This is a genomic window from Halosimplex rubrum (assembly GCF_013415885.1).
Lineage (GTDB): Archaea > Halobacteriota > Halobacteria > Halobacteriales > Haloarculaceae > Halosimplex > Halosimplex rubrum.
Map to the genome: position 1 here is coordinate 1,064,590 of NZ_CP058910.1, position 25,288 is coordinate 1,089,877.

Sequence of the window (25,288 nt, forward strand, 5' to 3'; positions counted from 1 at the left end):
TCAGTCGTCGCCCCGGAGTCGCGGTCGCGACTCCGGGATACGGCGGGCCCCCCGCTCGGCGACGAACTCGTCGACGGCGAACTGCTGGAAGGTGTCGGCCCGCGAGGCGTCGTACACCTCCTCGCCGACGATCCCGTTGACGATCGTCGCGTTGCGGTACGGCCCGAGCCCGAGGTCGGGGGCGTTGATCCCGTGGGTGTGCAGCTCCGCGTTCTGGACGAAGATCTCGCCGGGCAGGTCCGTCTCCAGCCGGAAGTCCTTCGTGATCGCCAGGCGGCCCTGGCCGTCGCGGCGGATACGGTCCTCCAGCGGCGCGAGGAAGGGCGGCTCCGTCCGGGCGTAGCCCGTCGCGAGGACGACCACATCGCTCTCGTGGAGGAACCGCTCGTCCTCCTGCCAGTGGTGGCAGATCAACTGGTAGCGGTCACTGACCGAGCGGTCGGGCCCGACGTCGACGGTGCCGATGTCCGCGACCTCGGTCGCGGCGAGCATGCCGACGTCCGGGTCGCCGTCGCCGACGGAGCGCCGATACAGCGCGTCGTAGATCCGCCCGCTCGTCCGCTCGTCGATCCCCTTGTACAGCAGGTCCTGCCCGTCGAGCAGCTCGTCTTTCGTCCCCTGGTCGAGGTCGTAGAAGTACTCCGTGTAGTCGGGCGTGTAGATCATGTGGCCGAGCTTGGCGTCGGCCATCTGGAAGAAGCCGCGCGAGCGGGTGATCCAGTCGAGGCCGAACTCGCGGTCGGCCTGTCGTTCGAGGAGGTCGCGGAACACCTCCGCGGCGCTCTGGCCGGAGCCGACGATCGTGACGGAGTCGGCGTCGAGACAGCGCTCGCGGTTGTGGAGGTACGACGCCGAGTGGAACACGTCGCCGCCGAGGCAGTCCTCGAACTGCTCGGGGACGTGTCGCTGGGTGCCGATCCCCATCACCACGTCCTCGGCGGCGTAGCGGTCGCGCTCGCCCGTCGTCGGGTCGACCGTCTCGACGACGAACAGGTCCCCGTCGACGCGCACGTCGGTGACGCGGCTGTCGAATTCGAGCGACGGGAGCCGGTCGGCCACCCACCGGCAGTACTCGTTGTACTCGCGGCGCGGGATGAAAAACTCCTCGTAGAAGTAGAACTCGTAGAGCCGGTCCTCGGCCTGGAGGTAGTTGAGGTAGCTGTAGGGGTTCGACGGGTCCGCCATCGTGACCAGGTCGGCGAGGAACGGCACCTCCATCGTGGTCTCCTCGACGAGCATCCCCTCGTGCCAGTCGAACGCCGGCTCCTGTTCGAGGAACCGGACGTCCAGGTCGGCGTCGGCGCCGTCGAGCAGCGCCGCCAGCCCGAGGTTGAACGGCCCGACGCCGATCCCGACGACGTCGTGGACGCGGTCGGTCACGCGTACTCCTCCTCGAAGCGCTCGCGGTCGCAGACCATGAGCTGGCCCGTCTTGTCCGGCAGTTCGACCTCGCGGACGCGCTCGAAGCCGCTCTTCTCGAAGACGCGGATGGCTCGCTCGTTGCGGGCGTCCGGCTCGGTGACGATCCGGTCGGTCTCGGGGTGGCGGAACTGGAAGGCGACCATCGCCCGCACCAGCGGCGCCCCGTAGCCCTCGCCGAGGTACTCCTCCGGCCCGACGAGCAGGTGGATCCCCTGGTCGGCCGGGTCGGCGTCGTAGTAGCCGGCGATGCGGTCGTCGGCCGCCCAGTACGACTCCCAGTAGCTCATCGGCACGTGGTCGAGATAGCCGATGTACAGCGTCTGCCCGTTGTCGTTCGCCCGCCGTTCGATCGTCTCCCGGACCTCCGGCAGCGGGTCGTCCTGCGTCCAGTACGGCAGGACGTGCTCGCTGTTCAGCCAGGCGTGGAGCCGGCCGAGGTCGCGCTCGACGTCCACCTCGCGGAACCCGATCGTCTTCCCGACGGCCTCGTCGTTCGTGACGTAGCTGTAGCCCGAACCGACGACCTCTCGCGGCCCGGTCATGCCCGGACCAGCCCCGTCCCGGCGCTTCCCGGAGTCGCCGGATCCGCACGTTCGATTGATTGCCTCATTCGCGTTGCCCTCGTTGGATGAAGTAATTTTAGGCGACCCTCAAAACGATTCCGATTTTTAGGGTGGCCGAAAGTAGGGTGACGAGTCGGACTCGTCGCGGAACCGACGCGACCCGGTCCTCGTACCGGTGCGTTCGCGGACCGGGCGAACGGCCGAGAGCCGTTTCAGGCGCCCACGTCGACCACGGTCCCGTCGACGGCGACGGTCCGGAAGTCCAGCAGCACGTTCGAGCCCTCCCGGACCGGTCGGGTGCGAAAGCGGAGGCCGTCGTCGGTGCGGCGCACGCGCAGGTCGACGGTGAGGTACACGTCCTCGTTCCGCGGGTGCTCGCGCTCGTAGATGTTGCCGTCCTCGCTGGTGAGGACGACCGACGCCGGTTCCGACCGCACGTCGGTGATCTCGGCGAGGGTCGTCCCGTCGCGCCGCTCGACCATCCCCGCTTCGAGGCCGTCGGCGATGTCCGGCTCGACGCCGTCCAGCCGGACGACCGCGGTCGCGCTCGCCGGTTCGCCCGGCAGCGAGGCGTTGCCCCACCGCGTCACCGACCCGGACAGCGCGTAGCGTTCGGTGCGGAACGGGACGGTCTGGCCCACGAGGACCCGCCTGTCGCCGAAGTAGGTGCCACCGCCGTAGCGGACCGTCCGCAGCGAGAGGCCGAGCATGGCGGTCCGGTTGCCGCCCCCGGCGGAGGCGACGGTGGTCTCGGTGACCGTCGCGACCGTCCGGTCGTCGAGCCGGTAGCCGTCGCCGCGGTCGACGAGCGCGGCCGTCGCCGGCGGCACGCTCGCCTCGACGAGGACCGGTAGCCGTCCCGTCTCCAGGGTCGTGTTCGCGGCCCCGAGCTCGACCACCTCGCCCTCGGCGTCGTAGGCGGCCGTCTCCAGCGTCAGGTTGTCGCCCCGGCGCAGGGTCTCGCCGCCGAACTCGAAGACGGAAGCGTCCGCCGCCGGGTCGTCGACGAGCGTCCCGTTGACCCGGACGCGGACCACGACCGACGCCGTGTCGCCGTCGCCGGGGCCGACGTACGCGTCGGTGACGGCCAGCGCGCCGCCGGAGTCGTTGCCCTCGGCGATCCGTGCGGCCGTCGACAGCGGCTGCTGGCCCAGGTCGACCGTCGCGTAGCGCGCGGCCGGGTCGCCGCCCTCGGGGAACGGGTCGACGAACAGGACGCCGGCGCCGAGCGCGCCGACGAGGACGACCACCACGAGCGCGTCGTAGACGTTGACCCGTCCGAACAGGCGCCCGGACTCGTCGATGATCGTCACTGGAGCGCGCCTCCCGGGGGCGACCTGTCTGGCGTCGTTCGCATCGTTCGATTCAGCGTGCCCGCACCTCGTCGGTCGACGGTAAAAGGCTTTCACATATTGTTTGGCCGGCCTAAAGACGCGCGTTCGAGAGTCCTGCGTGCCGATCTGACGGGATGCACGCCGTCCCCGAACCGGCTCCGTCCCGAATCACGCCCGTCGCCGGACGTCGACCGCCGGCCGAGCGGGGCCGCTACCGCTCGACGGCGTCCGACCGCTCGACGGCTCGCTCGTACAGCGCCTCGAACTGCGGGACGACGGCGTCGGCCCGGTAGCGTTCGACCGTCCGGTTGGCCGCCGCGGAGGTGGCCGCGGCGTCGCCGTCGAACAGCGTCCGGACCGCGTCGACGAACCCTTCGACGGAGCCGTCGGTGGTCACTCCGCCGTCGCCGACGATCGCGGCGACGCTGCCCACGTCGCTGGCGACGACGGGCGTCCCGGCCGCCAGCGCTTCGAGGAACACCCGGCCGAACGGCTCGTCCCACCGACCGGGGTAGAGGAAACAGTCGTGGGCGGCGTACAGCGCCGGGAGGTCGTCGTTGTCGAGCCAGCCGGTGAACGTGACCGACTCGCCGAGGCCCCGCTCGTCGGCCGCCGCCTCCAGGTCGGTCCGGAGCCCGCCGTCGCCGACGACGGTCAGCCGGTACCGTTCGCCCGACCCGTTCAGCCGGTCGAGGACCGGCACCAGGCGGTCGACGCCTTTGTGTTCGTCGAGCGACCCGACGTACAGCAACTCGTAGGGCTCCTCGAAGTCGCTCCCGTGCGCTCGGTCGAACCGCTCGTCCAGGATGTTCGGGATCACCGTCAGCCGGTCGCGCGGGAACCCGAACTCGGCGTAGGTCTCGCGGATGTGCGGCGAGAGGGCGTGGTAGGCGTCGATCCGGTCGGCGACGCGCTCGCCCTCGCGGACCAGCTTCAGGTAGCCCAGCCGGCTGGCCGACCGATACAGGGGGCCGTCCTCGTCGTGGCCGCCGCTGGTCGCGACCGAACAGGCCGCGCACTTCGCGAGCCCGTTGCTGGTACAGGGCTCGCGGTCCATGTACCGGAGGTCGTTCTTCGGGCAGACCGCGCCGTAGGCGTTCAGCGTCAGCACCGTCGCCGCGCTCGTCTCGGCCGCGACCTCGCCCAGCGCCGGGAGGCTGTTCAGCACGTAGCTGTGGACGACGTCGAAGGCGTCGAACTCGGGGACGCGCTCGCGTAGCGCGGCGTCGAGTTGCAGCGCCGAGTGGTACGGGGAGCCGTCCGCGTCGAGCGAGCGCACCGAGATATCCCGCTCGAACGTCGCGTCGGCCGGCGGGTCCGCCCAGCAGTAGACCGTCACGTCGTGGCCGCGGTCGGCCAGCTCGAAGACGATCCGGGAGGCGCTGTGGGTCGCGCCCGTCCCCTCGCCCTGCGGATACGTCGGGTGGACGAAGCCGACCCGCACGATTACTCCGCGTACCCGAGGTCCCGCAGTCGGTCGGCGACCACGTCGTCGTCGAGCGATTCGCTCGCGGCGGCGGGCGCCGACGCGTCGACGGTCCGGCGCGGGCCGTCCTCGTGGACGAGCCACGGCACGTCGACGAGTTCGGGCGTGTAGACCCCACGCGGGTGACCCCACTCCCGGAACGGGATCGGGAACGCCCGCTCGCCGACCATGTTCCCGTGGTCGGCCGTGACGACCGTCTTCCCGTCGAACTCGCGCAGCAACCGCTCGACGTGGGGCAGCGCCCGGTCGAGGTTGGCGTCGTACAGCTCCCAGACCGCCTCGCGGTCGACGTCGAGCCGACCCTGCAGCAGCTGGACCCAGACGTTCTCCTCGGTGGCCTCGGGGTCGGTGAAATCGCCGCCGTCGAAGTCGGTCTCGCTGCCCACGAACGGGTAGTGCGGTTGCATGTAGTGGACGACGAGCCGCTTGTTCGGGTACTCCTCGTTCGCTCGTAGCGCCGCCTCGGTCATCGTCTCGGGGAGGACCGTCCCGTGTTCCTCGCTCCAGCCCTCGCCCGACCAGATGTCGACGATGTCGGCGAACTCAGCCCGGATCGACTCGCGATGTTGGTGCAGCTGCGGGTTCGCGGTCACGTACACCGTGTCGCGCAGGTCGCGGCCGTCGACGTTCGCTCGCAGGAACTCCACGGTCGTCGAGGCCCGGGACCGCCGGCGTTCGAGGTCGCCCGGGAGCGTCGACCGCCGCTCGAACATGTCGTACCGACAGGCGTCGAGCACGACCAGCGTGTCCCAGTCGGCCTCGAACGGGTCCGTCCCCGCGTCGTTGCACTCCCGGAGCCCGAGCCGTCGGTGATACAGCCGGTTCGCCTGCCGGCAGAACAGCACGGGCGTGGCGAGCGCGCGGACCAGTCGCGACCGCGTGTCCATACGCCCCCACTTCGCGCGACCCACGACATATTTGTTCCGACCCGCGCCCCTCGAAGGGGTGTCGACGGGACCCTGGGGCGGTCACCGGAGCGCCGAGAGCACGAGCGCGACGCCGACGAGGAGGACGACGACGGCGACGCCGTCGGTGGTGGTGTCGACGACGAGGTAGGAGGCGGTTCCGAGCAGGGCCGCCGCGGTCCCGACCGCCGCGGTCGCCGCCACGTGAGCGAGTTCGAGGCGCGTGGTCGACGCCTCGCGGCCGAGCTGCTCGCCGACGGTGATCCCGTAGCGGCCGGTGTCCCACGCGAGGAGTGCGCACAGCGTCGCGCCGACCAGCGCGAGCGGCGGCGCGCCGGCCAGCCCCGCCGACGCGACGCCGGCCACGAGCGCGACGGCGCCGGCGGTGACCCTCCTTCGACGGCCCCGCAGGGCACCGACCGCGACGAGGGCCGTTCCGACGAGGCCGAACGCCCGTCCGCCGATCGTCGGGAGCCACAGCGTGGCGACCGCCGCCAGCGCGACCGCGAGCCGGGCGCTCGTCCGCGCGGGCGAGCGGTCGACCGATGCGGCCGTCGCGCGCGTTCCGGCCGCCGACCCGCCCGTGCGCCGCTCGCTCGCTCCCGCTGTGGGGTCGGACCCCGCGGTTCCGCGCCCCGCGAGCCCGCCGTCGTCCGATCCGACCGATTCCGGGTCCGTTCCCGACTCGTCTTCGGGGGCGGCGACGGGGCGGTCCGCGGCGGGCGCCCGGTCGGTCGCGTCGCTCACGCCGACCACCGCCGTCGGGCCCGCGCCAGCGCGGCGTCGAACCGCTCGTCGTCCGTCCAGTCGACGACGCGGACGCCGGCCGACCGGAGCGCCGACAGCCGCTCGTCGCGCTCGTCGGCGGCGCGCTCGTGGGGGCCGGTGTCCCGGACGGTCGGGTCGGGGCTCACGACGGTCACGTCGCGGCCGTAGGCGGCGAGCCGGCGGGCGACCCGCCGCGGGTAGTCGTCGCAACAGGGCGAGACGAGCATGATCTGCGCGTCAGGGTCGAGCCGCCGGTGGATCCGGCGGATACGCCGCAGCCGGAGGGTCGTGCGCCGGTCGGGCGGGTAGCGCTCGTGGAGCTTCCGGGCGGGCGGGACCGGCGACAGCGCGGGGTGGACGTTCAGCAGCTCGCGGCCCAGAGCGCGGTGGTCGCCGCCGGCGCCGGGCGCGAGTCGACAGCCGTCGCGCTCGCGCCCGAACGTCTCGAAGCCGACGCGGTCGCCGGCGTCGAGGAGCGCGTCGAACACGCGGTGGGCGGCGTCGACGCCGCGCTCGACGGCGTGGTAGCCGTCGGGCGCCGACGCGCGGTAGGCGGCCCGCCGCGTGTCGACGACGAGCTGGACGACCGCCGACCGCTCCTCGCGGAACTCGACGGTCGCCAGCTCGCCCGTCTTGGCCAGCTGCCCCCAGTCGATCCGCGAGAGGGGGTCCGAGCGGCGGTACTCGCGGGTGGCGTGGAACTCGATGCCGGGGCCGCCCTCGTCGGTCTCGACGCGGCCGGCGAAGCCGGCGGTCGTCCCGCCGACCGGCACCCGCTCGCCGTCCAGCACGGGAAGCGTACATCGAAGGGTCGTCGACGCCGCGACGGTCGTCTCGTACTCGACGGCGCCGCTGGGGTCCGCGACCGTCAGTTCGGCGCGCGTCCAGTCGTGTTCGCCCCGCGTCGCCCGGACGGTGTAGGTGAACGTCGTCCGGCCGCCGGGGGCCAGCGGCGCGCCGTGGCGGGCCGAGCCGTCGATAACGGCCACCTCGTCGGGGACGCCGTCGACGACGCGCACGTCCGTCAGGTACTCGTCGCTCTCGTTTCGCAGTTCGACGCCGACGGTCACCGAGTCGCCCGGTTCGGGCGACTCGTCGGCGAGCCGCCGGCGGACGCTCACCGCCGGCTCGCCCGTCTCGGCGTCCCGGAGCGGCGGTTCGACCGCGCCCGCGTACCCCGCGACGGCGGCGCCGACCACCCCCGAGAGCACCAGCCCCGGCGCCCGCGAGACGACGCCGAGCCCGCCCAGCACGAGCGCGACCGCCACCGCGCCCGTCCAGTGCCCCGTCGCGTGAGCGAGGACCGCCGACCCCTCGCCCCCCTCACTGTCCTCGCCTTCTCCACCGTCTCCGTCGCGAGCGGCGGCCGCGTCGCCGCTCGGCCGGCTTCGGTCACGAGCCCCGGCGAACGCGGGGTCCTCGTCACCGGGGACGGGGACCAGGAAGCCCCGTTCGGGGTCCCGCGGGCGCCAGCGGTCGGGGTCGACGAAGCGGCGGCCCGCCGCAGCGGCCAGTCCCGCGACGACCACCGCACCGGCCCCGAGCGCCGCGAGCGCGGCCGCGACCCGGGACGTTCCGGGACCGCCGCCCCACGCGGCCAGCCCCAGGCCGACGACGACGGCGCCGACGCCGACCCAGCCACGGCGCTTCATCGGCGCCCCCCTGCGGCCCCGTCGCCGGCCGCTCCCGAGTCGTCGCTCTCGTCGCTCCCCACGCTCTCACCGCCAGCGCCGTCGCCGTCGTCGGCGTAGGCCGCCTCGATGCGGCGCATGGCGGCGACGGCGCGGTCGGCGCGGTCGGCGGGGTCGCGCCCGCCGTAGCGCACCTCCGCGAACAGCTCGGTGAGCTCGGCCACGTCGTCGGGGTCCATGCCGGCGGCGACGGCGGCGTCGGCGAACTCCGCCGGCGCGGTGGTCTCGGGGTCGGGCGGGTCGACCAGGGCGCGCATCTCGTCCCAGGCGCGGTACACCTCGTTGTCCACGTCGGCGTCGGCGTCGATCCGGTCGGCGGCCGCGCCGGCCGCCCGTCCGACCGCCGAGAGATCCACGTCGCCGCCGCCGACGCCGGTCTCGTCGTCGTCGCCGAGCCCCGCCAGCGACACGCCCGTCTCCGACCGATACCAGAGTGCCGCCAGTCCGGCGGCGAGCGCGGTGAGTACCAGCGCGGGCCCGGGGATCGGGACCGAGCTACCGCCGGGAACCGAGAAGGGGAGGTCGATGTAGAATCCGCTCCCGCCGCCGCCGGGGCCGACCAGGGGTTGGCGCTCGACGAACGTCCCGTTTCTTTCCCGGTCGACGCCCTCGGCCGGATTTCCGGGGTCGACGGCCGCGACCGCACCCATGCCGACGACGGCTGCCGCGATCAGCAGCGCGGTCCCGAGCGCCCGGCCGCTCATCGTCGCCTCGCCGCGGCCGAGTCCGCCTCGCTCGGCCGTGACCGCGCCGGAGTCGCGACGAAGCGTCCGCGGCCGGCCGACGTTCGGTCGCGTTCCGGTCCGGTTGTGTGTCCGATAGTCCGCATCTATCGACACGAAACGTCTCGACAGATATTGTTCTTTGGGTGACAGAGTCGCGGATCGGGGGGATCCGGCGCCGCTCGCGTCGGCGGGGCCGACGATCGGCTCCGATACCTGACAGACAATATAGTTATCTCGTCTACCAATAAGGTTTACATAACCCCGGTTCGATGTGGGAAGTGGAATGGCGTCAGGAGCGGTCACGGCCCCCGACACGGTCGCCGGGTAAGCAGCGGAACACGGAGCCGTCAGGCTCGCGAGCCCGCGGTCGACCGTGCCGGGGGAGTCCCGGCCGAGCGGTCGGGGCGCCCGCTCGGCACACACCATTCCACCGCGGTCCGAACGCTCACCCGTTCGGACTCGCACCCGAACCACCCACACCCACCCACCCGAACCCACGCCGTCCGGACATCGCGTCCGGATTTTCACGCCCGTGATCGCGGCCGACGCTCGGCCGCGGTCGCCCGTTCCACAAGAGACTTCCCACCGATAGGCGAACGTGTAGCCGAATGACGACAGCCCCGGACAGCGCCCGCGACGAGGTGACGCTCCGCGAGTCGGTCCCGCCGGTCCGCGAGTGGGCGAGAACGTTCGTCGTCGGTCTGTTCATGGGGACCGCCGACGGCGTCCCCGGCGTCTCCGGCGGCACCGTCGCGCTCATCGCCGGCATCTACGAGCGGCTCATCGCCGCGATCAACGCCGTCTCGCTCGGCCGCTTTCTCGACGGGCTCCGCGCGCTCACGCCCCTGGACGGCGGCGTCTCGCTCGACCGCGCCGCGGCCGTCCTCGAGGAGGTCGACGGGTGGTTCCTGCTCGCGCTACTCGGGGGCATCGGGACCGCCGTCGTCCTCGTGGGGCAGGCCGTCGAGTACGCCGACGAGCACGCGCCGGTCCTGATGTTCGGCTTCTTCTTCGGGCTGATCGGCGCCTCGGCGCTCGTGCTCCTGCGGGCGGTCGCTATCCGAACCCTCCCGGAGGCCGTCGCCGCCGTCGCCGGTGTGGTCGTCGCCTTCGTCGCCTCGGGCTACTCGGAGTCGCTGCTGGGCGGCGGCGGGCTCCCCGTCGTCTTCGTCGCCGGCGCGGTCGCCGTCAGCGCGATGATCCTCCCCGGCCTCTCGGGGTCGCTCTTGCTCGTGATCCTCGGGCAGTACACGTACATGTACGCACAGCTCGGGGACTTCCTGGACGGGATCGTGGCCGTCGCGACCCGGGGTGCGGTCGCCGAACTGACCGGTCCCGGCGTCGTCGTGACGGTGTTCATCTGCGGCGGCCTCGTCGGCCTGTTCACCATCGCTCGGGTCATCCACGCGGCGCTCGACGCCAACCGCGAGGTGACCTACGCGTTCCTCGTCGCGCTCGTGCTCGGGGCGCTCCGGGCGCCGATCACGGCCCTGAACGACCCCGTCGAGTACCCGTCGGTCGTCTGGGACGCTCCCACGACCGAAGCGTTCGCCGCGCTGGCGGTCGTCGGCGCCGCCGTCGTCTTCGTCCTCGACTACTACGCCGTCGACATCGACCTCGACTCGGTCTGAGCCGCGCCGTCGGACCCCGAATTTCGCCGCTCAGCTCAGGAACAGCCGCCGCTGGGCCCGCTCGTGCTCCGCGGAGCGCACGTCGACCAGCGGGGCGAACGGCGCCATGTCGTCGACGTCGCCCTCGGCGCTCGCCTCGACGGCGTCGACCATCGCCGGTCGCAACTCGTCGAGGACGCGTTGCACCTCGGTCGAACCCAGGCGCACGAGTCGCTGGGCCGCGCCGAGTTGCGCGGTGGCGAACTCGTGACAGGCCAGCAGACACGCCTCGCGCTCGGGCACGTCCGCCAGCGCCGCGACCGTCCCGAGGACGACCGCGTAGTTACCGGGCGCCTCCTCGGCATCGACCGCCGCGCCGTAGGACGCCAGCAGGTCACCGTCACGCAGGTCCCGCTGGAGCGTCAGCAGTCGGTCGCCCGTCCGCTCGGAGCTCTCGCGGAACTCCGCGGGGAGCGTCGCCGCGGTGAGCCGCCGGTCCGCGCGCTCGATGCCCGACAGGTCGCCCTCGTCGGCCGCGGCGTAAGCGGCCCGCAGGGCCACCAGATCGGCGCGGCCGTGCTGGCGACGGAGGACCGTCCCGACCAGTTCTCGCAACTCGTCGGCGCCGGTCACGGCGTCGTCGGCGACGAACTGCTCCAGGGCGTAGGAGACGCTGTCGGTCCCCACCGGGAGGAACGAGTCCGCGAGCCGCAGCGACTCCAGCGTCGCCTCGTCGCTCACGACTCCTCACCTCCGGCGTCGTCGCCCCCCGATTTCGGGTCGAGCGCGCGCACGCCGTGGTCGCCGTGGTCGTGGCCGTCCTCGCCGTGGTCGTGGCTGTGGTCGCCGTGGCCGTGGTCGTGGCCGCCGTCGCCGTGACCGTGGGAGTGGTCGCCGTCGCCCTGACCGTGGGAGTGACCACCGTCGACGCCCCTCTCGTCGAACAGCGTCGGCGGGACTGCCTCGTAGCCCACCGTGGCGCCGTCGGGCAGGTGCGGGTCGACCGTGCTCTCCATCCGATCGCGGGTATCCGCCAGCGGGAGGTACGCCCGCTCACCTTCGACGGCCAGATCCCAGTGACGGTTGCCGACGGCGTGGCCGAGTTCGAGCGCGGCCGTTACCGCCGCTCGGTCCGGGTCGGCGACGCCGCCGAAGTCGAGCACCATCGCGTCGACCGCTTCGAGCGAGACGACGACGAGCCGGTCGCCCGTCGAGAGCACGTCGCCGTCGCGCAGTTCGCGGGCGACGACGACCCCGAGGTCGGTGCCGTCCTCGGCGGTCGTGCGGAACCGGGAGCGACGCCGTTCGGTCTCGTCGACTTCGATACGGAGCGGGTCGCCCCGTTCGACGCGCTCGGCGACGGACTCGTCGTCGAGCCGTCCGACGAACGTCTCGGCGACCAGCATCAGGGCCTCCGCGAGTCGGGCGCGCCGGCGCCCAGCAGGTCGGTTCTCGCCTCGTCCCACGCCGCCCGGAGCGCCGCCGTCACGGTCTCCGCGCGGTGGCCCAGCGCCCGCACGACACAGCCCGCGTCGTTCGGGAGGCGCGTCGCGCCCGCGCGGACGGTGTCGTCGCGGCGGTCGTCGGCCGCGGAGGTACCGTCGGCCTCCGCGACACCCGTCGCGGCCGCGTGGAGCCGGTCGCTCAGGTCGTCGAGCGCGTCCGACTCCCCGACCGGAACGAGGACGTACAGCGTTCCCACGACCGCGAACTCCCCCATGACGCCAGCAGCGGAGGGGTCGGCGTCGGCCGGTCGCAGATGGGTCGCGTCGTCGACGAGCAGGGCGTCGTCGCGGCGGACGCGCAGCCGCGAGAGGTAGCGTTCGAAGTCGAAGCGTTCCCCGCGGGCCAGTCGGCCGGGCACGACCACGTCGCCGACGACGGCGCTCGCGTCGGCCGCGAGGTCGAGGTCGATCGCCTGGAAAAAGCGGGAGTCCTCGTGGAGGATCGCCGGCTCGGGCACGTAGTCGAGGTGGCCGCCCCGACCCACGGACAGCGACACGTCCGCGGCGGCGTAGTTGCGCTCCATCGAGAGCACCTTCTGGGAGCTCTGGGTGGAGACGTGCGCGACGGCGCCGGACCCGACCTCGACGTCGATCCGGTGGCGGTCGCCCTGGGCGACGCCGCCGGTCGGCGACTGGACGTAGACCGTCTCGGCCTCGGGGAGCGGGTCGTGGCCGAGCGTGCCGCTGACGTGGAAGGGCGCACGGGCCAGATCCCGCACGAGGTTCGTCTCGCCGCCCTCGTCGGCGGCGAAGCGGAGTTCGAGCCGACCGTCCTTGCCGGGCGAGCCGACCGCCGCGGCCGGGAGCGATTCGGTCGCGTAGTCGGCGAAGGCGGGGTGGGGCGGCTCGTCGGCCGCGTCGCCGTCGCGCCGGCTCGGTGGAACGGGCGGACCGTCGGGTGGTCCCGCCGGTTCCTCGGGCGTGTCGGCGGCCATTATGCGAACAGCACGCCCTCGCTGACGTACTCCTGTACCGCTTCGATCCCGTCGCCGGCCTTGCAGTTCGTGAAGACGAACGGACCGTCGCGCACGTCGTCGGCGTCGGCCTCCAACACGTCGAGATCCACGTCGACGTGAGGCGCCAGATCGGTCTTGTTGATCACGAGCAGGTCGCAGTCGACGACGCCCGGGCCGCGCTTGCGCGGGATGTCCTCGCCCTCGGCCACCGAGATGACGTACAGCGAGTAGTCGGCGAGTTCCGGGTTGAAGGTCGCGGCGAGGTTGTCGCCGCCGCTCTCGACGATGACGAGGTCGAGGTCGGGGTAGTCGGCGAGGAACTCGTCGATCTGCGCGAGGTTCATCGAGGGGTCCTCGCGGATGCCGGTGTGGGGGCAGGCGCCGGTCTCGACGCCCGCGACCAAGTCCTCGGGGACGACGCCCGAGAATCGCTCCCGGAGGGCGTCGGCGTCCTCCTGCGTGAGCACGTCGTTGGCGATGACGCCCACGTCCAGGCCGGCGTCTCGAAGCCGGGGAACGAGTTCGGTCACGAGCGCGGTCTTGCCCGAGCCCACGGGACCGCCGATACCGACCGTCGCCACGTCGCGGTGGGTGAGGCTCACGAGTCGGCCTCCGCCCCAGCGTCGCCGCCGTCCTCCGCGGTCCCGGTCCCGTCGTCGCTGCCGGGGTCCATCGCGCCCGAGGACCGGATCGGGTCGTGGACGGTGACGAGTTTCGTCCCGTCGGGGAAGACGGGCTCGACCTGGATCATGTCGACCATCTCGGGGACGCCGGGCATCACGTCGTCGGGGTCGAGCAGCTGGGAGGCCTCGGCGCGGATCTCGGCCACGTCCCAGCCGTCGCGGGCGCGCTCGACGCACCAGTCGGAGATGAACGCGACCGCCTCGGGGTGGTTCAGCCGGACGCCGCGCTCCTTGCGGCGCCGGGCGAGCTCCGCGGCCATGAAGACCGTCAATCGCTCCTGCTCTTTGGGTGTTAGATTCATTCTGGGGCTCCTAGAGCATGTACCGCTGCGCCAGCGGCAGCTCCTCGCTCGGTTCCGCCGAGACGACCTCGCCGTCGACGTTCACCTCGAAGGTCTCGGGGTCGATCTCGACGTCGTCCGGGCAGTAGTCGTTGTAGTGCATGTCGCTCTTCCCGGGCGTGCGGGCGCCCGAGACGGGAACGACCGGCGCGTCGAGACCGTACTCCTCGCCGACGCCGGCCTCGGCCGCGGCGGGGCTGACGAACGACAGCGAGAGGCCGTGTTTGGCCTTGCCCATCGCGCCGGCGCGGGGCCGCTGCTTGATGGGCTCGCAGGTCATCAGCGAGCCGTTGGCCTCGCCCATCTCCGAGTAGACGGGGAAGCCGCCCTTGAACGTCATCGCGGGCTTGATCCCGAAGAAGGCCGGATCCCACAGCACTACGTCGGCGAGCTTGCCGGGTTCGAGCGTCCCGACGTAGTCGTCGATGCCCGCCGAGATGGCGGGGTTGATCGTGTACTTCGAGAGGTAGCGCTTGACCCGGAAGTTGTCGGCGTCGTCGTGGGTGTCGGCCGCCTCGTCCTCCGGGAGGGGGCCGCGCTGGGCCTTCATCTTCGAGGCGGTCTGCCAGGTGCGACAGATCACCTCTGCCATCCGCCCCATCGCCTGGGAGTCGGAGGTCATCATCGAGATGGCGCCCTCGTCGTGGAGCACGTCCTCGGCGCCGATGGTCTCGGCGCGCACCCGCGACTCCGCGAAGGCCACGTCCTCCGGCACGTCGGGGTTGAGGTGGTGGCAGACCATCACCATGTCCAGGTGTTCGTCGAAGGTGTTGACCGTGTAGGGCATCGAGGGGTTCGTCGAGGAGGGGAGCATGTTGGGCTGGCCGACCATCTCCATGATGTCCGGGGCGTGGCCGCCGCCGGCGCCCTCGATGTGGAACAGGTGCATCGTCCGCCCGTCGACGGCGGCGAAGGTGTTCTCGACGAACCCGGCCTCGTTGAGCGTGTCCGTGTGCATGCACACCTGCACGTCCTCCTCCTCGGCCACGTCGAGGCAGGTGTCGATGGCCGCGGGCATCGATCCCCAGTCCTCGTGGAGCTTCAGCCCGCAGGCGCCCGCTTCGACCTGCTCGCGGAGGGGACCGGGCTTGGAGGCGTTGCCCTTGCCGTAGAAGCCGACGTTGACGGGCCACTCCTCGGCGGCCTGCAGGAACCGTTTGATGTTCTCGGGGCCGGTCGTCGTCGTGGTCGCGCCGCCGCCGTAGCCGCCACCGAGCATCGTCGTGATGCCGGAGGCCAGGGCGTGCTCGTGCAACTGCGCGGAGTTGAAGTGGATGTGGATGTCCAGCCCCCCAGCGGTGGCGATCTTCCCCTCGGCGGGGTAGACGTCGGTCGAGGGGCCGACGACCATGTCGACCCCGTCCATCGTGTCGGGGTTGCCGGCCTTCCCGACGCCGGCGATCTCGCCGTCGCGGATGCCGATGTCGGCGGCGACGATCCCGAGGATCGGGTCCATCACCAGGGCGTTCGTCAGCACCCAGTCGAGCGCGCCCTCGGCCTGGGTGGTGCCCGGCGACATCCCGAGGCCGTCGCGCAGCGTCTTCCCGCCGCCGAACACCGCCTCGTCGCCGGGCGTGCGGAGGTCTTCCTCGACTTCGACGAACAGTTCGGTGTCGCCCAGGCGCACGCGGTCGCCGGTGGTCGGGCCGTACAGTTCGGCGTAGGCCTCGCGGTCGACCTCGCGGGTCACGAGTCGCCCTCCGTCCCGTCGCCCGCCGCCGTTCCGTCCTCACTATCGAGCTTCCCGGCCTGGTCGGGGATGCCGCCGAAGCCCTGGCGCTCGGCCCGTTCGACGGCGGCCGCGGCGTCGCCGTCGACGCTGCCGTTCACGAGTCCGTTCATCCCGTGGGCGACGCGCTTGCCGCCGATGGCAACGAGTTCGACCGTCTGCTCGTCGCCGGGCTCGAACCGGACCGCGGTGCCCGCGGGGATGTTCAACCGCATCCCGAAGGCGGCCTCGCGGTCGAACGCCAGGGCGGCGTTGGCCTCGAAGAAGTGGAAATGGGACCCCACCTGCACCGGCCGGTCGCCCGCGTTGCCGACCGTCACCGCCGCCGTCTCGCGGCCCTCGTTGATGGTCACTGTCCCCTCCGCCGTCCGCACCTCGCCGGGGACGAGATCCTCGCTCATACAACCACGTCCGTCGACAGGATCGGCCGATAGTCGATCATCTGCGCGATTATTTGGATAGCCGTCCCAAGGCGGTTCGCTTCGGCGCAAATAGCACCGTCGGATCTCGAACTCTGCACGGAACGTTTCGTTTCGGTCGATTCTGCCGGACGATCGATCAGATATCGTCGTCGAGTCGGTCGCGAGCCGCGTCGACGGTCAGCGGCGGGTCGTCGGCCAGCCTGTCGAACAGTCGGACGACCTGCGGGGGCCGCAGGTCGCAGTCGGTCAGCAGGGCCGTGTCGGTTAGAATCTCTCGAGTCGAACCCCTCGCGACCACGCGGCCGTCCGCGTCGAGCAGGACCACGCGGTCGGCGACCCGGGGGACCAGCTCCGTGTCCGGCGTCGAGACGACGAGCGTGACGCCGGCGGCGGCCAGCTCGTCGAGCAGGGCGAGGACCGTCTCGCGGTTGGCCGCGTCGATATCGCTCACGGGTTCGTCCAGCAGGAGCGCGTCGGGCTCGACGGTGAGCGCGCTCGCGAGCGCCGCCCGGCGCTGCTGGCCGCCGCTGAGTCTGAAGGGCGGTTTCGACAGCAGTTCCGTCAGGTCGAGCCGGTCGGCGACGCGCTCGACGCGGGCCTCGGCCTCGCCGTCGGCGAGACCCTGCTGGGCCGGACCGTAGGCCAGGTCCTCCCGAACTGTGGGGTTGAACAGGTAGTCGGCGGGGTTCTGCGTGAGGACGCTCAGCCGGTCGCGGACGGCGTCGGCGTCGGTCGTCTCTCCGAAGTAGCGGACCCGCCCCTCGTCGGGGTCGATGAGGCCGCCGAGCAGCTGCAGGAGCGTCGACTTGCCGGCGCCGTTCGGACCGAGCAAGGCGACGCGTTCGCCCCGATCGACGGTCACGTCGACACCGTCGACCGCGGGCGTGCCGTCCGGGTAGGCGTAGCTGAGGCCGGTCGCCTCGATGGCCGGCGCGTCCGCCGCGTCGCTCGCTGGCGAGCCCGAGGGGTGTGCGGCGTCCTCGTCGCTCACGCCAGTCCCACCCCGACGACGGCGGCGAGGACGACCAGCGCGAAGACGGCGTCGGCCCGGCCGAACGGCGTCCGGCCGGCGGTCGGCCGCGGGCCGCCACCGCCGCCGCGGGCGCGGGCGGCCCGTTCGACGCGCTCGCCCCGTTCGACGCTGCGCAGGAGGAAGGTCCCCAGGAAGTTCCCGGAGTCGCGCCACGTGCGCCGCAGGTCCGGTTCGGCCACCGTCCGGCTGCGCCGGGCACGGGCCATCCGTTCGAGTTCCGCGAAGAAGAGCAGGAGGTACCGGTAGGTGATCGCCAGCAGCGAGACGGCGATGACCGGCGCGCGCAGGCGGGCGAGCCCGGCGAGCAGGTCCGAGAAGCGCGTCGTCAGCAACAGCAGCGAGAGGAAGGCGACGCAGACGCCGACGCGGGCGGAAAAGACCGCGACGTAGCCGACGCCCGCGGCGGAGAGGGGCGTCCCGGCGAGGGTGGGGCCGCCCATCAGAAGCGTCTGGGGGGCGACGGCGACGAGCGCGAACGCCGGCGGGCCGGCAACGCGACCGAGGAACGTCCGCGCGGGGACGCGGGAGGCGACCGCGAGGCCGCCGGCCAGCGCCGCCAGCGCCGCCACGGTCGGCAGGTCCCGTCGCGTGACGGTCAGCGCGACGAGCGCGACCAGGCCGACGAGCTTGACGCTCGGCGCGACGGCCTGCAGGAACCCGGCGCGGGCGGGGGTGTCCTCGGCGAGGAGGAACCACCGGGCGCGCTCGGAGAGCCCGGCGAGCGTGCGGTCGAGCAGATCGGTCCGACTCATTCGCGGTCGTCGGTCACCGCACCGCGTCGGTGTCGGCGTCGCCGTCGTTCCCGAGGACGCGACCGATACCGAACGCGAGGAGGAGGGTCAGGCCGGTCCCGACGAGCGCCGAGACGAGCGTGCCGGGAGCGGACCCGAGCCCGGGGACGCCGTAGTCGGGGAACGGCGCCGAATCGACGGGTTCGGCGTCGTCGGTCGCGCCGGTCGCCTCGGCGGCGTTCTCCAGGGGCTCGGCGTAGCCGACCTGCCCGGCGGCCCACCCGAAGACGGGCGCCAGCAGGGCGAGCGCGACGAGGACCGCGACCGCCTTCGGGAGCCAGTCGGGGGCCATCAGGCGCTCACCTCCGGTTCCGGCGCGGCGGCCGGCCGAAGGTCCGGCCGCGCCTGCGCGAGGTAGCGGTAGACGACGGCCGTGATGGCGCCCTCGACGAGCCCGAGGACGAGGTGGCCGACGCCCATGATCGCGAGCGTCGTCAGGAGCTCGTACTGGAACGCCGAGGAGAGGCCGAGCTGGAGCCCGGCGGTGACGGCCCCGGCGGTGATGCCGAGCCAGCCGGCGGCGAAGGCCGCACGGAACTCGCCGTAGGGCGCGACCAGCCGGTAGACGGCGTAGCCGACGTACACCTCGACGACGGCCATGTTGAACACGTTCGCGCCCAGCACCACGAGCCCGCCGTCGCCGAACACGAGCGCCTGGACCGCGACGACCGTCGCGACGGCGAGCGCGCCGAGGTGGGGACCGAGCAAGATCGCGGCGAAGGCGCCGCCGACGAAGTGGGCGCTCGTCCCGCCGGGGATCGGCCAGTTGAGCATCTGTGCGGCGAACACGCCCGCGGCGACGACGCCGAGCAGCGGCGCACGCGTGTCCGAGACCTCGCCGCCGACCCGCCGCGCGGCGTAACTCAGGACTGCCACCGACAGCGCGGCGAACAGCACGGCCAGCGGCAGGTCGACGTAGCCGTCCGGGATGTGCATACTCGGCGGTCGCCGTCGCACCGGATAATACTTTCTCATCGTGCAGTATTACTCGACCCCCGTCCGCGGTCGGCGACGGGTGACCAGTCATATTACGCCGAGCGTCGTAGGCGGGGGCATGAGCGACGACATCGACCGCATCAGTCTGACGCTCCCGGCGTCGATGGTCGAGCGGCTGGACGGAATCGTCGACGACTGGGAGTACGACAGTCGGTCCGAGGCGGTCCGGGACTCGCTGCGCGACTTCTTCGCGGACTACGAGTGGGAGACCGGCGGCGAGGGCCACCACCACGGGACCGTCGTGATCGTCCACGACCACCACGTCGACGGCATCGCCGACGACCTCCAGACGATCCAACACGAGATGGCCGAGGCGATCACCTCCGTCCAGCACATCCACCTCTCCCACGACACCTGCATGGAAACCTTGGTCGTCGAGGGGTCGGCCGGCGACATCACCGAACTCGCCAACCGCCTGCGCGCGCTCGGCGGCGTCCAGCAGGTGAAAGTCGTCGTCGTCGACGAGTAGGGCGCGCCGGCGTCTCACACTCACGTGGAAATCGGCCGTTCGTTCTGATCGTCCGGTCACTGTTCCGTTTCGACGGCGGGACCCGGACTGACGCGGAGATCGCGCTCAGCTGGCACACTCGATATAACTGCGGAACTGTGGTTTTCTCGTTGCTATCGTTCGAATGTACACCATTTGCGTGCCGTCCTAACATACCCTAATATTCAAGCGAGGGGTATTGGACATCTATAATACGCGAGTGCAAACCCTTATTTGCCGTCTGCGAAATCGAAGGTACGTACGCATATGATGGACGTTCATGCGGTGTCGAACGGGTATTGTGGTGGAAACAACGAAGTTTCGGACAGATTTAGTGACATTTCTGTATCGGAGGTCGCGGCATGAGCGACGACGGGATCAGCCGTCGTCAGTTCGTGACGGCGGGGGGTGCGGCGATGGTCGCCGGGCTCGCGGGGTGTTCGAGCACCGACGACGGCGGTGACGGCGGTGACGGCGGTGGCGGCAACGGCGCGACGGACACCATGAGCAGCGCCGACACGGTGAAGATCGGTGTGCTGGAGGACCAGTCGGGCAACTTCGCGCTGAACGGCACGCCGAAGTACCGGGCGTCGATGCTCGCCATCGAGGAGATCAACAACGACGGCGGCATCGGCGGCCGCCAGATCGAGCCGGTCACGCGGGACCCGCAGTCGGACAACCAGCGCTATCAGGAGCTGACGCGGGAGTTCATCAACGAGGAGGAGGTCGACGCCCTCTGGGCGGGCTACTCCTCGGCGACGCGGGAGGCCATCCGGCCGATCATCAACCGCAACGAGCAGCTGTACTTCTACACGACCCAGTACGAGGGCGGGGTCTGCGACGAGACGACCTTCGCGATGGGGCCGACCGCGCGACAGCAACTCGGCAGCGTCCTCCCGTACCTGCGCGAGGAGTTCGGGGAGGACATCTACATCATCGCGGCCGACTACAACTTCGGGCAGCTGTCGGCCGACTGGGTGCGCGTGCTGGCCGACGAGAACGACGCCAACATCGTCGGCGAGGAGTTCATCCCGCTTTCCGAGTCCAGTTTCGGCTCGGTCATCAACAACATCCAGGCGGCCGAGCCGGACTTCGTGATGTCGATGCTGGTCGGCGCCAACCACGCCTCCTTCTACGAGCAGAAGGCCTCGGCGGGGCTGGACGTGCCCATCGGTACGTCGACGGCGATGGCCCAGGGCTACGAACACAAGCGCCTGGACGCGCCGGCGCTGGCCAACGTCTACGCGGGCGTCAACTACATGGAAGAGGTCCCGACCGAGAGCAACGCCGGCGACGGCGGCCTCGTTGACCGCTACTACGAGAAGTACCCCGACGAGGGCGAGTACGTCAACGAGGAGGCCGAGACGAACTACTTCTCGACGTACATGTACAAGGAGGCCGTCGAGCAGGCCGGCACGGTCGAACAGCCGGAGGTCATCGAGGCGCTCGAATCCGGCATCAGCCTCGGCACCGAGCGCGCCCCCGAGGCGCCGGAGGGCGAGACGATCGAACTCGACGGCGCGACCCACCACGTCGACCACCACATGTGGGTCATGCGCGCCGACGAACAGCACAACCTCGAGGCGATCACCGACCGCAAGATCCCCGAGCAGTTCCTCTCGAACACGGTCGGCTGCGACCTGCGCGAGGAGTCCGAGCAGACCCAGTACACGCCGGTCGACTACTTCGAGGAGGCCCAGTAGGGATGGTCAACGGCCTGAACCTCGCGTTCCAGTTCCTCGATAGCTTCGCGTTCGTCGTGCTCGCGGCGGCGGGGTTGGCCGTCATCTTCGGGATCATGGGCGTCATCAACCTCGCGCACGGGGAGTTCATCCTCTTCGGCGCGTACGCGACGACCAAGTCGGTCACCGACCTGGGCCTGCCCCTGCCGGCCGCGATGGTCGTCGCGTCGCTGCTGACGGCCGGCTTCGGTGTCGTCGTCGAGCGGACGATCATCTCCGGGTTCGTCCCCAACTGGATCGGCCAGCGGACGGTCGGGCGGGACCTGATCGAACCGCTGTACGACCGGCTGGCCGACTCGATGGTCGCCACCTTCGGCCTGAGCCTCGTCATGGTCCAGAGCGCCCGGATCCTCTTCGGGAACTCCATCGACACGGTGGGGACGCCGTTCGGCAACGTCGCCTACGGCGCCTTCTCCTACTCGACCTACCGGCTCGTGCTCGCGGGGATCAGCATCCTCGTCCTCGTCGCGGCCTACTACCTGTTCACGCGCACGACCTTCGGCACGCGCGTCCGGGCGACCATGCAGGACGAACAGACGGCCAAAGCCCTGGGTATCGACACCGAGCGGACGTACATGCTCACCTTCGGAATCGGTTCGGGACTGGCCGGCCTGACGGGCGCGCTGTTCGCGCCGGTCCTGTCGATGCAGCCGACGCTGGGCGACCAGTTCCTCATCGAGGCGTTCGTCGCGGTCGTCGTCGGCGGCCCCAGCGTCGTCCTCGGGACGGCGCTGTCCGGCGGCGTCCTCGGCGCCGTCAGCGCGACCGTGACGAACCTCACCGACTCGACGACGTTCGGCCGGATCGCCCTGCTGGTCGCGGCGATACTGGCGCTTCGGTTCCTCCCCGGCGGGATCACCGGGCTCATCGAGCGGGTGCGCGCCCGCCGACAGGAGGCGACCGATGGCGACTGAACCGACCGGGTCCACCGGGACCGACGGCGGCGCAGTCGCGCGGATCCGCGGCCGACTGGAAGGTCCGAACACCGTCGGCAACTCGCGGGGCTTCTGGCTCGGCTTCGCCGTCGCCGTCCTCGCGCTGGCCGCGTTCCCGGTCGTCGGCAGCGGCGAGTCGTTCTCGCTGTTCCTCGTGCTCGCGCTGTTGGGCCTGTCGCTGTCGCTCGTCTGGGGCTACTCGGGCGTGCTCAGCTTCGGGCAGGTCGTCTTCTTCGGCGTCGGCGGCTACACCTTCGGCGTCGTCTCGATCAACTTCCCCGACGCGACGGGGATCACCGCGGCCGCCCTCGCGGGCGTCGTCGTCGGCGGCGGCGCGGCCGCGCTGCTGGGCTACTTCATGTTCTACGGCGGCGTCAGGAACGTCTACGTCACCATCATCACGCTCGTCACGACGATGGCGATGCACACGTTCATGGCCCAGACCGCCGGGTCGGAGTGGACCATCGGCGAGGCGCCGCTCGGCGGGTTCAACGGCATGCCCGGCATCCCGCTGCTCGAACTCGGTATCGAGGGCGTCGCCTCCTTCCAGTTCGTGTACAACGAGATGTCGTTGCTCGGGCTGTTCGCGTTCGACCCGTTCTACTACCTCGCGCTCGGACTGCTGTTAGTGACGTACCTCGGCCTGCGCGCGCTGGTCAACTCCGACTTCGGCCGCGTGATGGTCGCCGTCCGCGAGGACCAGGACCGCACCCGAATGTTCGGCTACGACGTCAAGCGGATCAAGCTGCTGACCTTCACCCTCGGCGGCGCGCTCGCGGCGCTGTCGGGCGTGCTCTACGCCGCGCGCAACGTCTACATCAGCCCGCCGGTGTTCGCGCTGTGGTTCGCGACGCTGCCCGTCATCTGGGTCAGCGTCGGCGGGCGCAAGAGCCTGCTCGGCGCCGTGATCGCCACGATCGCCATCGAGTACTTCCGCCTCTCGGTCGAGGGCGAGATGGCGCTGGTCGTCCTCGGCGCCATGCTGCTCGTCTTCATCCTCGCGCTGCCCGGCGGGATCGTCCCCTGGGTCGCCGGGAAGCTCTCGGGGAGCGCCGTCCCCGTCTCGGAGCTGGACGACGCCGACGCGCCCGCGGAGGTGAGCGAGTCGTGAGCAGCGAGACCGAACGAAGTGAGGTCTCGGGGAACGCGAGCGGGGAGGACCGACCCGCGAGCAGCGAGGCGCCGGTGAGCGACCCCGCTTCCGACCCCAACGTCCGCGAGACGCCCGCCGGCAAGGCCACGGGCGACCGCACGGACACCCTCCTCCAGACCGACGGCCTCGTCAAGCGCTTCGGCGGGTTCACCGCCACCGACTCCGTCGACTTCTCCGTCGACGAAGGGGAGCTGCGCTGTCTCATCGGCCCCAACGGCGCCGGCAAGTCCACGCTGCTGAAGCTGATCGTCGGGACGCTCGAACCCACCGCGGGACACGTCTACTACGACGGCCAGGAGATCACGGACATGGAGCCCAACGAACGGGTCCAAAGCGGGATCAGCATGAAGTTCCAGGTCCCGTCGGTGTACGGCGAGCTCTCGGTGCGCGAGAACGCGCGCCTGCCGGTCCAGCAGCTCGCCGACGGGGCCGAACGCCGCCGCCGCGTCGACGAGGCCATCGAGAACGCCGGCCTCGCCGGCTACGAGGACGTACAGGCCAGCACGCTCTCCCACGGCCAGCAACAGCAACTGGAGATCGGCATGGCCGCCTCGCTCGACCCGGATCTGCTCCTGCTCGACGAGCCGGTCGCCGGCCTCTCGGTCGACGAGCGGACGGAGATCGCCGAGCGGATCCGCCGACTCAACCGCGAGGAGGGCATCGCCTTCGTCGTCATCGAACACGACACCGACTTCGTCGGCGAGATCGCCGACTCGGTGACGGTGTTGCACCGCGGTGACGTGTTCCGCGAGGGCTCGATCGAGGAGATCGAGGACGACCCGGAGGTCCGCCGCATCTACCTGGGGGGCGAACAGTGACGCTCCTCGAACTTTCGGACGTGACGGTCGGCTACGACGCGCCGGTCCTCCGGGACGTGGACCTCTCCGTCGAGGAGGGCGAGATCGTCGGCGTCGTCGGCAAGAACGGCGTCGGCAAGACCACGCTCATGAAGACCGTCATCGGCCTCCTCGAACCCGATTCGGGGACCGTCGCCTACCGCGGGACCGACGTGACCGACCGGTCCGCCGACGAGCGCGCTCGCACCGGGATGGGGTACATCCCGCAGGGCCGGGACATCTTCCCCGGGCTGACCGTCGAGCAGAACCTCAAGATGGGCGAGCACGTCAACGCGGGCAGTTCGGAGACCCGGTACGAGGAGGTGTACGACCTGTTCCCCGTCCTCGAGGAGCGGGCCGACCAGGACGGCGAGACGCTCTCGGGCGGCCAGCAGCAGATGCTCGCCATCGCGCGGGCGCTGGTCGCCGACCCCGACCTGCTCCTGCTCGACGAGCCCAGCGAGGGCGTCCAGCCCTCCATCGTCGACCAGATCAGCGAGGACATGCGCGCCATCAACGAGGAACTCGGCACGACCATCCTCTTCGTCGAACAGAACCTCGGCGTCATCCGCTCGATGGCCGACCGCTGTTACGCCATGGAACGGGGCGAGATCGTCGACGAACTCGGCGAGTCCGCGCTCGAAGACGAGGACACCATCGCCGGCTACCTCGCTGTCTGATCCCCGCTATCAATCGCTAGCTATCGTCGAATTTGAGAGCGTTTGCACGGTCGACCGCACGACTGCGTGCGGTCGTCCGAGCGATGTCTTTCGAACGCTACGACACCTCGCAGTCCGCCCGCCGCCATCCCGTTCTCGGTACCGTTCGACCGTGTGTGTGTGCGAACCTATTTCACGGTTCTGGAGACGCTACCGATTGATAATGGGCAAAAGGGGTTTTCAGTATCGAGCGTCTATCCCCGGGTACGATGAGCGTACGCGCGCCGTCCACTCCCGATCGAGACCCGCCTCCGAAAGCGACGCTGTTCTGTCCCGACTGCGGCCACGAGAGCCCGCCGACCGGCGACTGGGTCGTCCGCAGTGCCGGTCCGGGATCGGACCGGGCCAGCGACGGTGACGCGGTCGTCTCCTGTCCCGACTGCGGGACGGAGATCGCGACCCGCGGCGGGTCCGAACTCCCGGCGTTCGCCTGACCGACCGCGACAGTTCTCCCTC

At 71.1% G+C, this 25,288-nt stretch carries 27 protein-coding genes; 8 read left to right on the forward strand and 19 right to left on the reverse strand.

The features are described from left to right. From HZS55_RS05370 to HZS55_RS05405, 8 genes are all read right to left on the reverse strand, one after another. Nucleotides 1–1,380 carry a lysine N(6)-hydroxylase/L-ornithine N(5)-oxygenase family protein gene (locus HZS55_RS05370; RefSeq protein ID WP_179910703.1) on the reverse strand — a complete coding sequence of 460 codons (1,380 nt, stop codon included), beginning with the start codon at nt 1,378–1,380 and terminating at the stop codon, nt 1–3. Further along, nucleotides 1,377–1,964: a GNAT family N-acetyltransferase gene (locus HZS55_RS05375; protein WP_179910704.1), complete on the reverse strand. Its 588-nt coding sequence runs from the start codon at nt 1,962–1,964 to the stop codon at nt 1,377–1,379. Before HZS55_RS05375 ends, HZS55_RS05370 begins: the two co-directional genes overlap by 4 nt. A gap of 233 nt (nt 1,965–2,197) precedes the next feature. Further along, nucleotides 2,198–3,298, reverse strand: coding sequence for a DUF4330 domain-containing protein (locus HZS55_RS05380; RefSeq protein ID WP_179910705.1), 1,101 nt, complete (start codon nt 3,296–3,298; stop codon nt 2,198–2,200). A 232-nt stretch (nt 3,299–3,530) separates the two neighbouring features. Beyond that, nucleotides 3,531–4,763, reverse strand: coding sequence for a glycosyltransferase family 4 protein (locus HZS55_RS05385; RefSeq protein WP_179910706.1), 1,233 nt, complete (start codon nt 4,761–4,763; stop codon nt 3,531–3,533). 2 nt (nt 4,764–4,765) lie between these two features. Beyond that, on the reverse strand, nt 4,766–5,692 hold the full coding sequence (locus HZS55_RS05390) for an alkaline phosphatase family protein (protein WP_179910707.1): 927 nt from the start codon (nt 5,690–5,692) through the stop codon (nt 4,766–4,768). Nucleotides 5,693–5,773: 81 nt separating this feature from the next. After that, a complete protein-coding gene (locus HZS55_RS05395) occupies nt 5,774–6,457 on the reverse strand; it encodes a DUF7519 family protein (protein WP_179910708.1) in 684 nt (227 codons plus the stop codon). Next, nucleotides 6,454–8,130, reverse strand: a complete 1,677-nt coding sequence (locus tag HZS55_RS05400; protein ID WP_179910709.1) for a DUF58 domain-containing protein — start codon at nt 8,128–8,130, stop codon at nt 6,454–6,456. The genes HZS55_RS05395 and HZS55_RS05400 overlap by 4 nt, the downstream gene beginning before the upstream one ends. Next, on the reverse strand, nt 8,127–8,873 hold the full coding sequence (locus HZS55_RS05405; protein WP_179910710.1) for a DUF4129 domain-containing protein: 747 nt from the start codon (nt 8,871–8,873) through the stop codon (nt 8,127–8,129). The genes HZS55_RS05400 and HZS55_RS05405 overlap by 4 nt, the downstream gene beginning before the upstream one ends. A gap of 629 nt (nt 8,874–9,502) precedes the next feature. Here HZS55_RS05405 and HZS55_RS05410 point away from each other — a divergent pair. Beyond that, nucleotides 9,503–10,525, forward strand: a complete 1,023-nt coding sequence (locus tag HZS55_RS05410; protein WP_179910711.1) for a DUF368 domain-containing protein — start codon at nt 9,503–9,505, stop codon at nt 10,523–10,525. Nucleotides 10,526–10,555: 30 nt separating this feature from the next. Here HZS55_RS05410 and HZS55_RS05415 read toward each other — a convergent pair whose 3' ends face one another. The 11 genes from HZS55_RS05415 to HZS55_RS05465 form a co-directional block, all read right to left on the reverse strand. Continuing rightward, a complete protein-coding gene (locus tag HZS55_RS05415) occupies nt 10,556–11,245 on the reverse strand; it encodes an urease accessory protein UreF (RefSeq protein ID WP_179910712.1) in 690 nt (229 codons plus the stop codon). After that, on the reverse strand, nt 11,242–11,910 hold the full coding sequence (locus HZS55_RS05420; RefSeq protein WP_179910713.1) for an urease accessory protein UreE: 669 nt from the start codon (nt 11,908–11,910) through the stop codon (nt 11,242–11,244). Before HZS55_RS05420 ends, HZS55_RS05415 begins: the two co-directional genes overlap by 4 nt. Continuing rightward, nucleotides 11,910–12,944 carry an urease accessory protein UreD gene (locus HZS55_RS05425; RefSeq protein WP_179910714.1) on the reverse strand — a complete coding sequence of 345 codons (1,035 nt, stop codon included), beginning with the start codon at nt 12,942–12,944 and terminating at the stop codon, nt 11,910–11,912. The genes HZS55_RS05420 and HZS55_RS05425 overlap by 1 nt, the downstream gene beginning before the upstream one ends. Continuing rightward, entirely contained in the window at nt 12,944–13,567 is a 624-nt protein-coding gene (gene ureG / locus HZS55_RS05430; RefSeq protein ID WP_179910715.1) for an urease accessory protein UreG, read from the reverse strand. The genes HZS55_RS05425 and ureG overlap by 1 nt, the downstream gene beginning before the upstream one ends. Next, nucleotides 13,564–13,950, reverse strand: a complete 387-nt coding sequence (locus HZS55_RS05435; protein ID WP_179910716.1) for an urease subunit gamma — start codon at nt 13,948–13,950, stop codon at nt 13,564–13,566. Before HZS55_RS05435 ends, ureG begins: the two co-directional genes overlap by 4 nt. Nucleotides 13,951–13,960: 10 nt before the next feature. After that, complete coding sequence (gene ureC, locus HZS55_RS05440; RefSeq protein WP_179910717.1) at nt 13,961–15,679, reverse strand: urease subunit alpha; 1,719 nt, start codon at nt 15,677–15,679, stop codon at nt 13,961–13,963. Continuing rightward, nucleotides 15,676–16,119, reverse strand: coding sequence for an urease subunit beta (locus tag HZS55_RS05445; protein WP_179910718.1), 444 nt, complete (start codon nt 16,117–16,119; stop codon nt 15,676–15,678). The genes ureC and HZS55_RS05445 overlap by 4 nt, the downstream gene beginning before the upstream one ends. A gap of 157 nt (nt 16,120–16,276) precedes the next feature. Further along, nucleotides 16,277–17,065, reverse strand: a complete 789-nt coding sequence (locus HZS55_RS05450) for an energy-coupling factor ABC transporter ATP-binding protein (protein WP_179911797.1) — start codon at nt 17,063–17,065, stop codon at nt 16,277–16,279. Nucleotides 17,066–17,127: 62 nt separating this feature from the next. Beyond that, nucleotides 17,128–17,925, reverse strand: coding sequence for a cobalt ECF transporter T component CbiQ (cbiQ, locus tag HZS55_RS05455; RefSeq protein WP_179910719.1), 798 nt, complete (start codon nt 17,923–17,925; stop codon nt 17,128–17,130). A gap of 13 nt (nt 17,926–17,938) precedes the next feature. Continuing rightward, on the reverse strand, nt 17,939–18,256 hold the full coding sequence (locus HZS55_RS05460) for a PDGLE domain-containing protein (protein ID WP_179910720.1): 318 nt from the start codon (nt 18,254–18,256) through the stop codon (nt 17,939–17,941). Continuing rightward, nucleotides 18,256–18,900, reverse strand: coding sequence for an energy-coupling factor ABC transporter permease (locus HZS55_RS05465; RefSeq protein ID WP_179910721.1), 645 nt, complete (start codon nt 18,898–18,900; stop codon nt 18,256–18,258). Before HZS55_RS05465 ends, HZS55_RS05460 begins: the two co-directional genes overlap by 1 nt. Nucleotides 18,901–19,018: 118 nt before the next feature. On the opposite strand from HZS55_RS05465, the gene nikR reads away from it, so the two are divergent. The 7 genes from nikR (at nt 19,019) to HZS55_RS05500 (ending at nt 25,266) form a co-directional block, all read left to right on the forward strand. Beyond that, nucleotides 19,019–19,429 (forward strand): nickel-responsive transcriptional regulator NikR, encoded by a 411-nt coding sequence (gene nikR, locus HZS55_RS05470; protein WP_179910722.1) that lies wholly within the window; start codon nt 19,019–19,021, stop codon nt 19,427–19,429. Nucleotides 19,430–19,809: 380 nt separating this feature from the next. Then, on the forward strand, nt 19,810–21,150 hold the full coding sequence (locus tag HZS55_RS05475) for an urea ABC transporter substrate-binding protein (RefSeq protein WP_179910723.1): 1,341 nt from the start codon (nt 19,810–19,812) through the stop codon (nt 21,148–21,150). Nucleotides 21,151–21,152: 2 nt separating this feature from the next. Beyond that, nucleotides 21,153–22,103, forward strand: a complete 951-nt coding sequence (urtB, locus tag HZS55_RS05480) for an urea ABC transporter, permease protein UrtB (protein ID WP_179910724.1) — start codon at nt 21,153–21,155, stop codon at nt 22,101–22,103. Continuing rightward, a complete protein-coding gene (locus HZS55_RS05485) occupies nt 22,093–23,235 on the forward strand; it encodes an ABC transporter permease subunit (RefSeq protein WP_179910725.1) in 1,143 nt (380 codons plus the stop codon). Before urtB ends, HZS55_RS05485 begins: the two co-directional genes overlap by 11 nt. Before the next feature lie 74 nt (nt 23,236–23,309). Then, the gene (locus tag HZS55_RS05490) at nt 23,310–24,095 is read left to right on the forward strand and encodes an ABC transporter ATP-binding protein (protein WP_179911798.1); all 786 of its coding nucleotides are present in this window, start codon (nt 23,310–23,312) and stop codon (nt 24,093–24,095) included. Then, nucleotides 24,092–24,793: an ABC transporter ATP-binding protein gene (locus HZS55_RS05495; protein ID WP_179910726.1), complete on the forward strand. Its 702-nt coding sequence runs from the start codon at nt 24,092–24,094 to the stop codon at nt 24,791–24,793. The genes HZS55_RS05490 and HZS55_RS05495 overlap by 4 nt, the downstream gene beginning before the upstream one ends. Before the next feature lie 248 nt (nt 24,794–25,041). Beyond that, the gene (locus HZS55_RS05500; protein WP_179910727.1) at nt 25,042–25,266 is read left to right on the forward strand and encodes a hypothetical protein; all 225 of its coding nucleotides are present in this window, start codon (nt 25,042–25,044) and stop codon (nt 25,264–25,266) included. The last annotated feature ends 22 nt before the right edge of the window (nt 25,267–25,288 follow it).

What these genes read in the sequence shown, in the direction of transcription:
- HZS55_RS05375 (WP_179910704.1), bottom strand. Translation starts at nt 1,964, where the DNA reads ATGACCGGGCCGCGAGAGGTCGTCGGTTCGGGCTACAGCTACGTCACG.
- HZS55_RS05405 (WP_179910710.1), bottom strand. Translation starts at nt 8,873, where the DNA reads ATGAGCGGCCGGGCGCTCGGGACCGCGCTGCTGATCGCGGCAGCCGTC.
- HZS55_RS05400 (WP_179910709.1), bottom strand. Translation starts at nt 8,130, where the DNA reads ATGAAGCGCCGTGGCTGGGTCGGCGTCGGCGCCGTCGTCGTCGGCCTG.
- nikR (WP_179910722.1), top strand. Translation starts at nt 19,019, where the DNA reads ATGAGCGACGACATCGACCGCATCAGTCTGACGCTCCCGGCGTCGATG.
- HZS55_RS05390 (WP_179910707.1), bottom strand. Translation starts at nt 5,692, where the DNA reads ATGGACACGCGGTCGCGACTGGTCCGCGCGCTCGCCACGCCCGTGCTG.
- HZS55_RS05475 (WP_179910723.1), top strand. Translation starts at nt 19,810, where the DNA reads ATGAGCGACGACGGGATCAGCCGTCGTCAGTTCGTGACGGCGGGGGGT.
- HZS55_RS05445 (WP_179910718.1), bottom strand. Translation starts at nt 16,119, where the DNA reads ATGAGCGAGGATCTCGTCCCCGGCGAGGTGCGGACGGCGGAGGGGACA.
- HZS55_RS05435 (WP_179910716.1), bottom strand. Translation starts at nt 13,950, where the DNA reads ATGAATCTAACACCCAAAGAGCAGGAGCGATTGACGGTCTTCATGGCC.
- HZS55_RS05410 (WP_179910711.1), top strand. Translation starts at nt 9,503, where the DNA reads ATGACGACAGCCCCGGACAGCGCCCGCGACGAGGTGACGCTCCGCGAG.
- HZS55_RS05485 (WP_179910725.1), top strand. Translation starts at nt 22,093, where the DNA reads ATGGCGACTGAACCGACCGGGTCCACCGGGACCGACGGCGGCGCAGTC.
- urtB (WP_179910724.1), top strand. Translation starts at nt 21,153, where the DNA reads ATGGTCAACGGCCTGAACCTCGCGTTCCAGTTCCTCGATAGCTTCGCG.
- HZS55_RS05460 (WP_179910720.1), bottom strand. Translation starts at nt 18,256, where the DNA reads ATGGCCCCCGACTGGCTCCCGAAGGCGGTCGCGGTCCTCGTCGCGCTC.
- cbiQ (WP_179910719.1), bottom strand. Translation starts at nt 17,925, where the DNA reads ATGAGTCGGACCGATCTGCTCGACCGCACGCTCGCCGGGCTCTCCGAG.
- HZS55_RS05420 (WP_179910713.1), bottom strand. Translation starts at nt 11,910, where the DNA reads ATGCTGGTCGCCGAGACGTTCGTCGGACGGCTCGACGACGAGTCCGTC.
- HZS55_RS05500 (WP_179910727.1), top strand. Translation starts at nt 25,042, where the DNA reads ATGAGCGTACGCGCGCCGTCCACTCCCGATCGAGACCCGCCTCCGAAA.
- HZS55_RS05425 (WP_179910714.1), bottom strand. Translation starts at nt 12,944, where the DNA reads ATGGCCGCCGACACGCCCGAGGAACCGGCGGGACCACCCGACGGTCCG.
- HZS55_RS05465 (WP_179910721.1), bottom strand. Translation starts at nt 18,900, where the DNA reads ATGCACATCCCGGACGGCTACGTCGACCTGCCGCTGGCCGTGCTGTTC.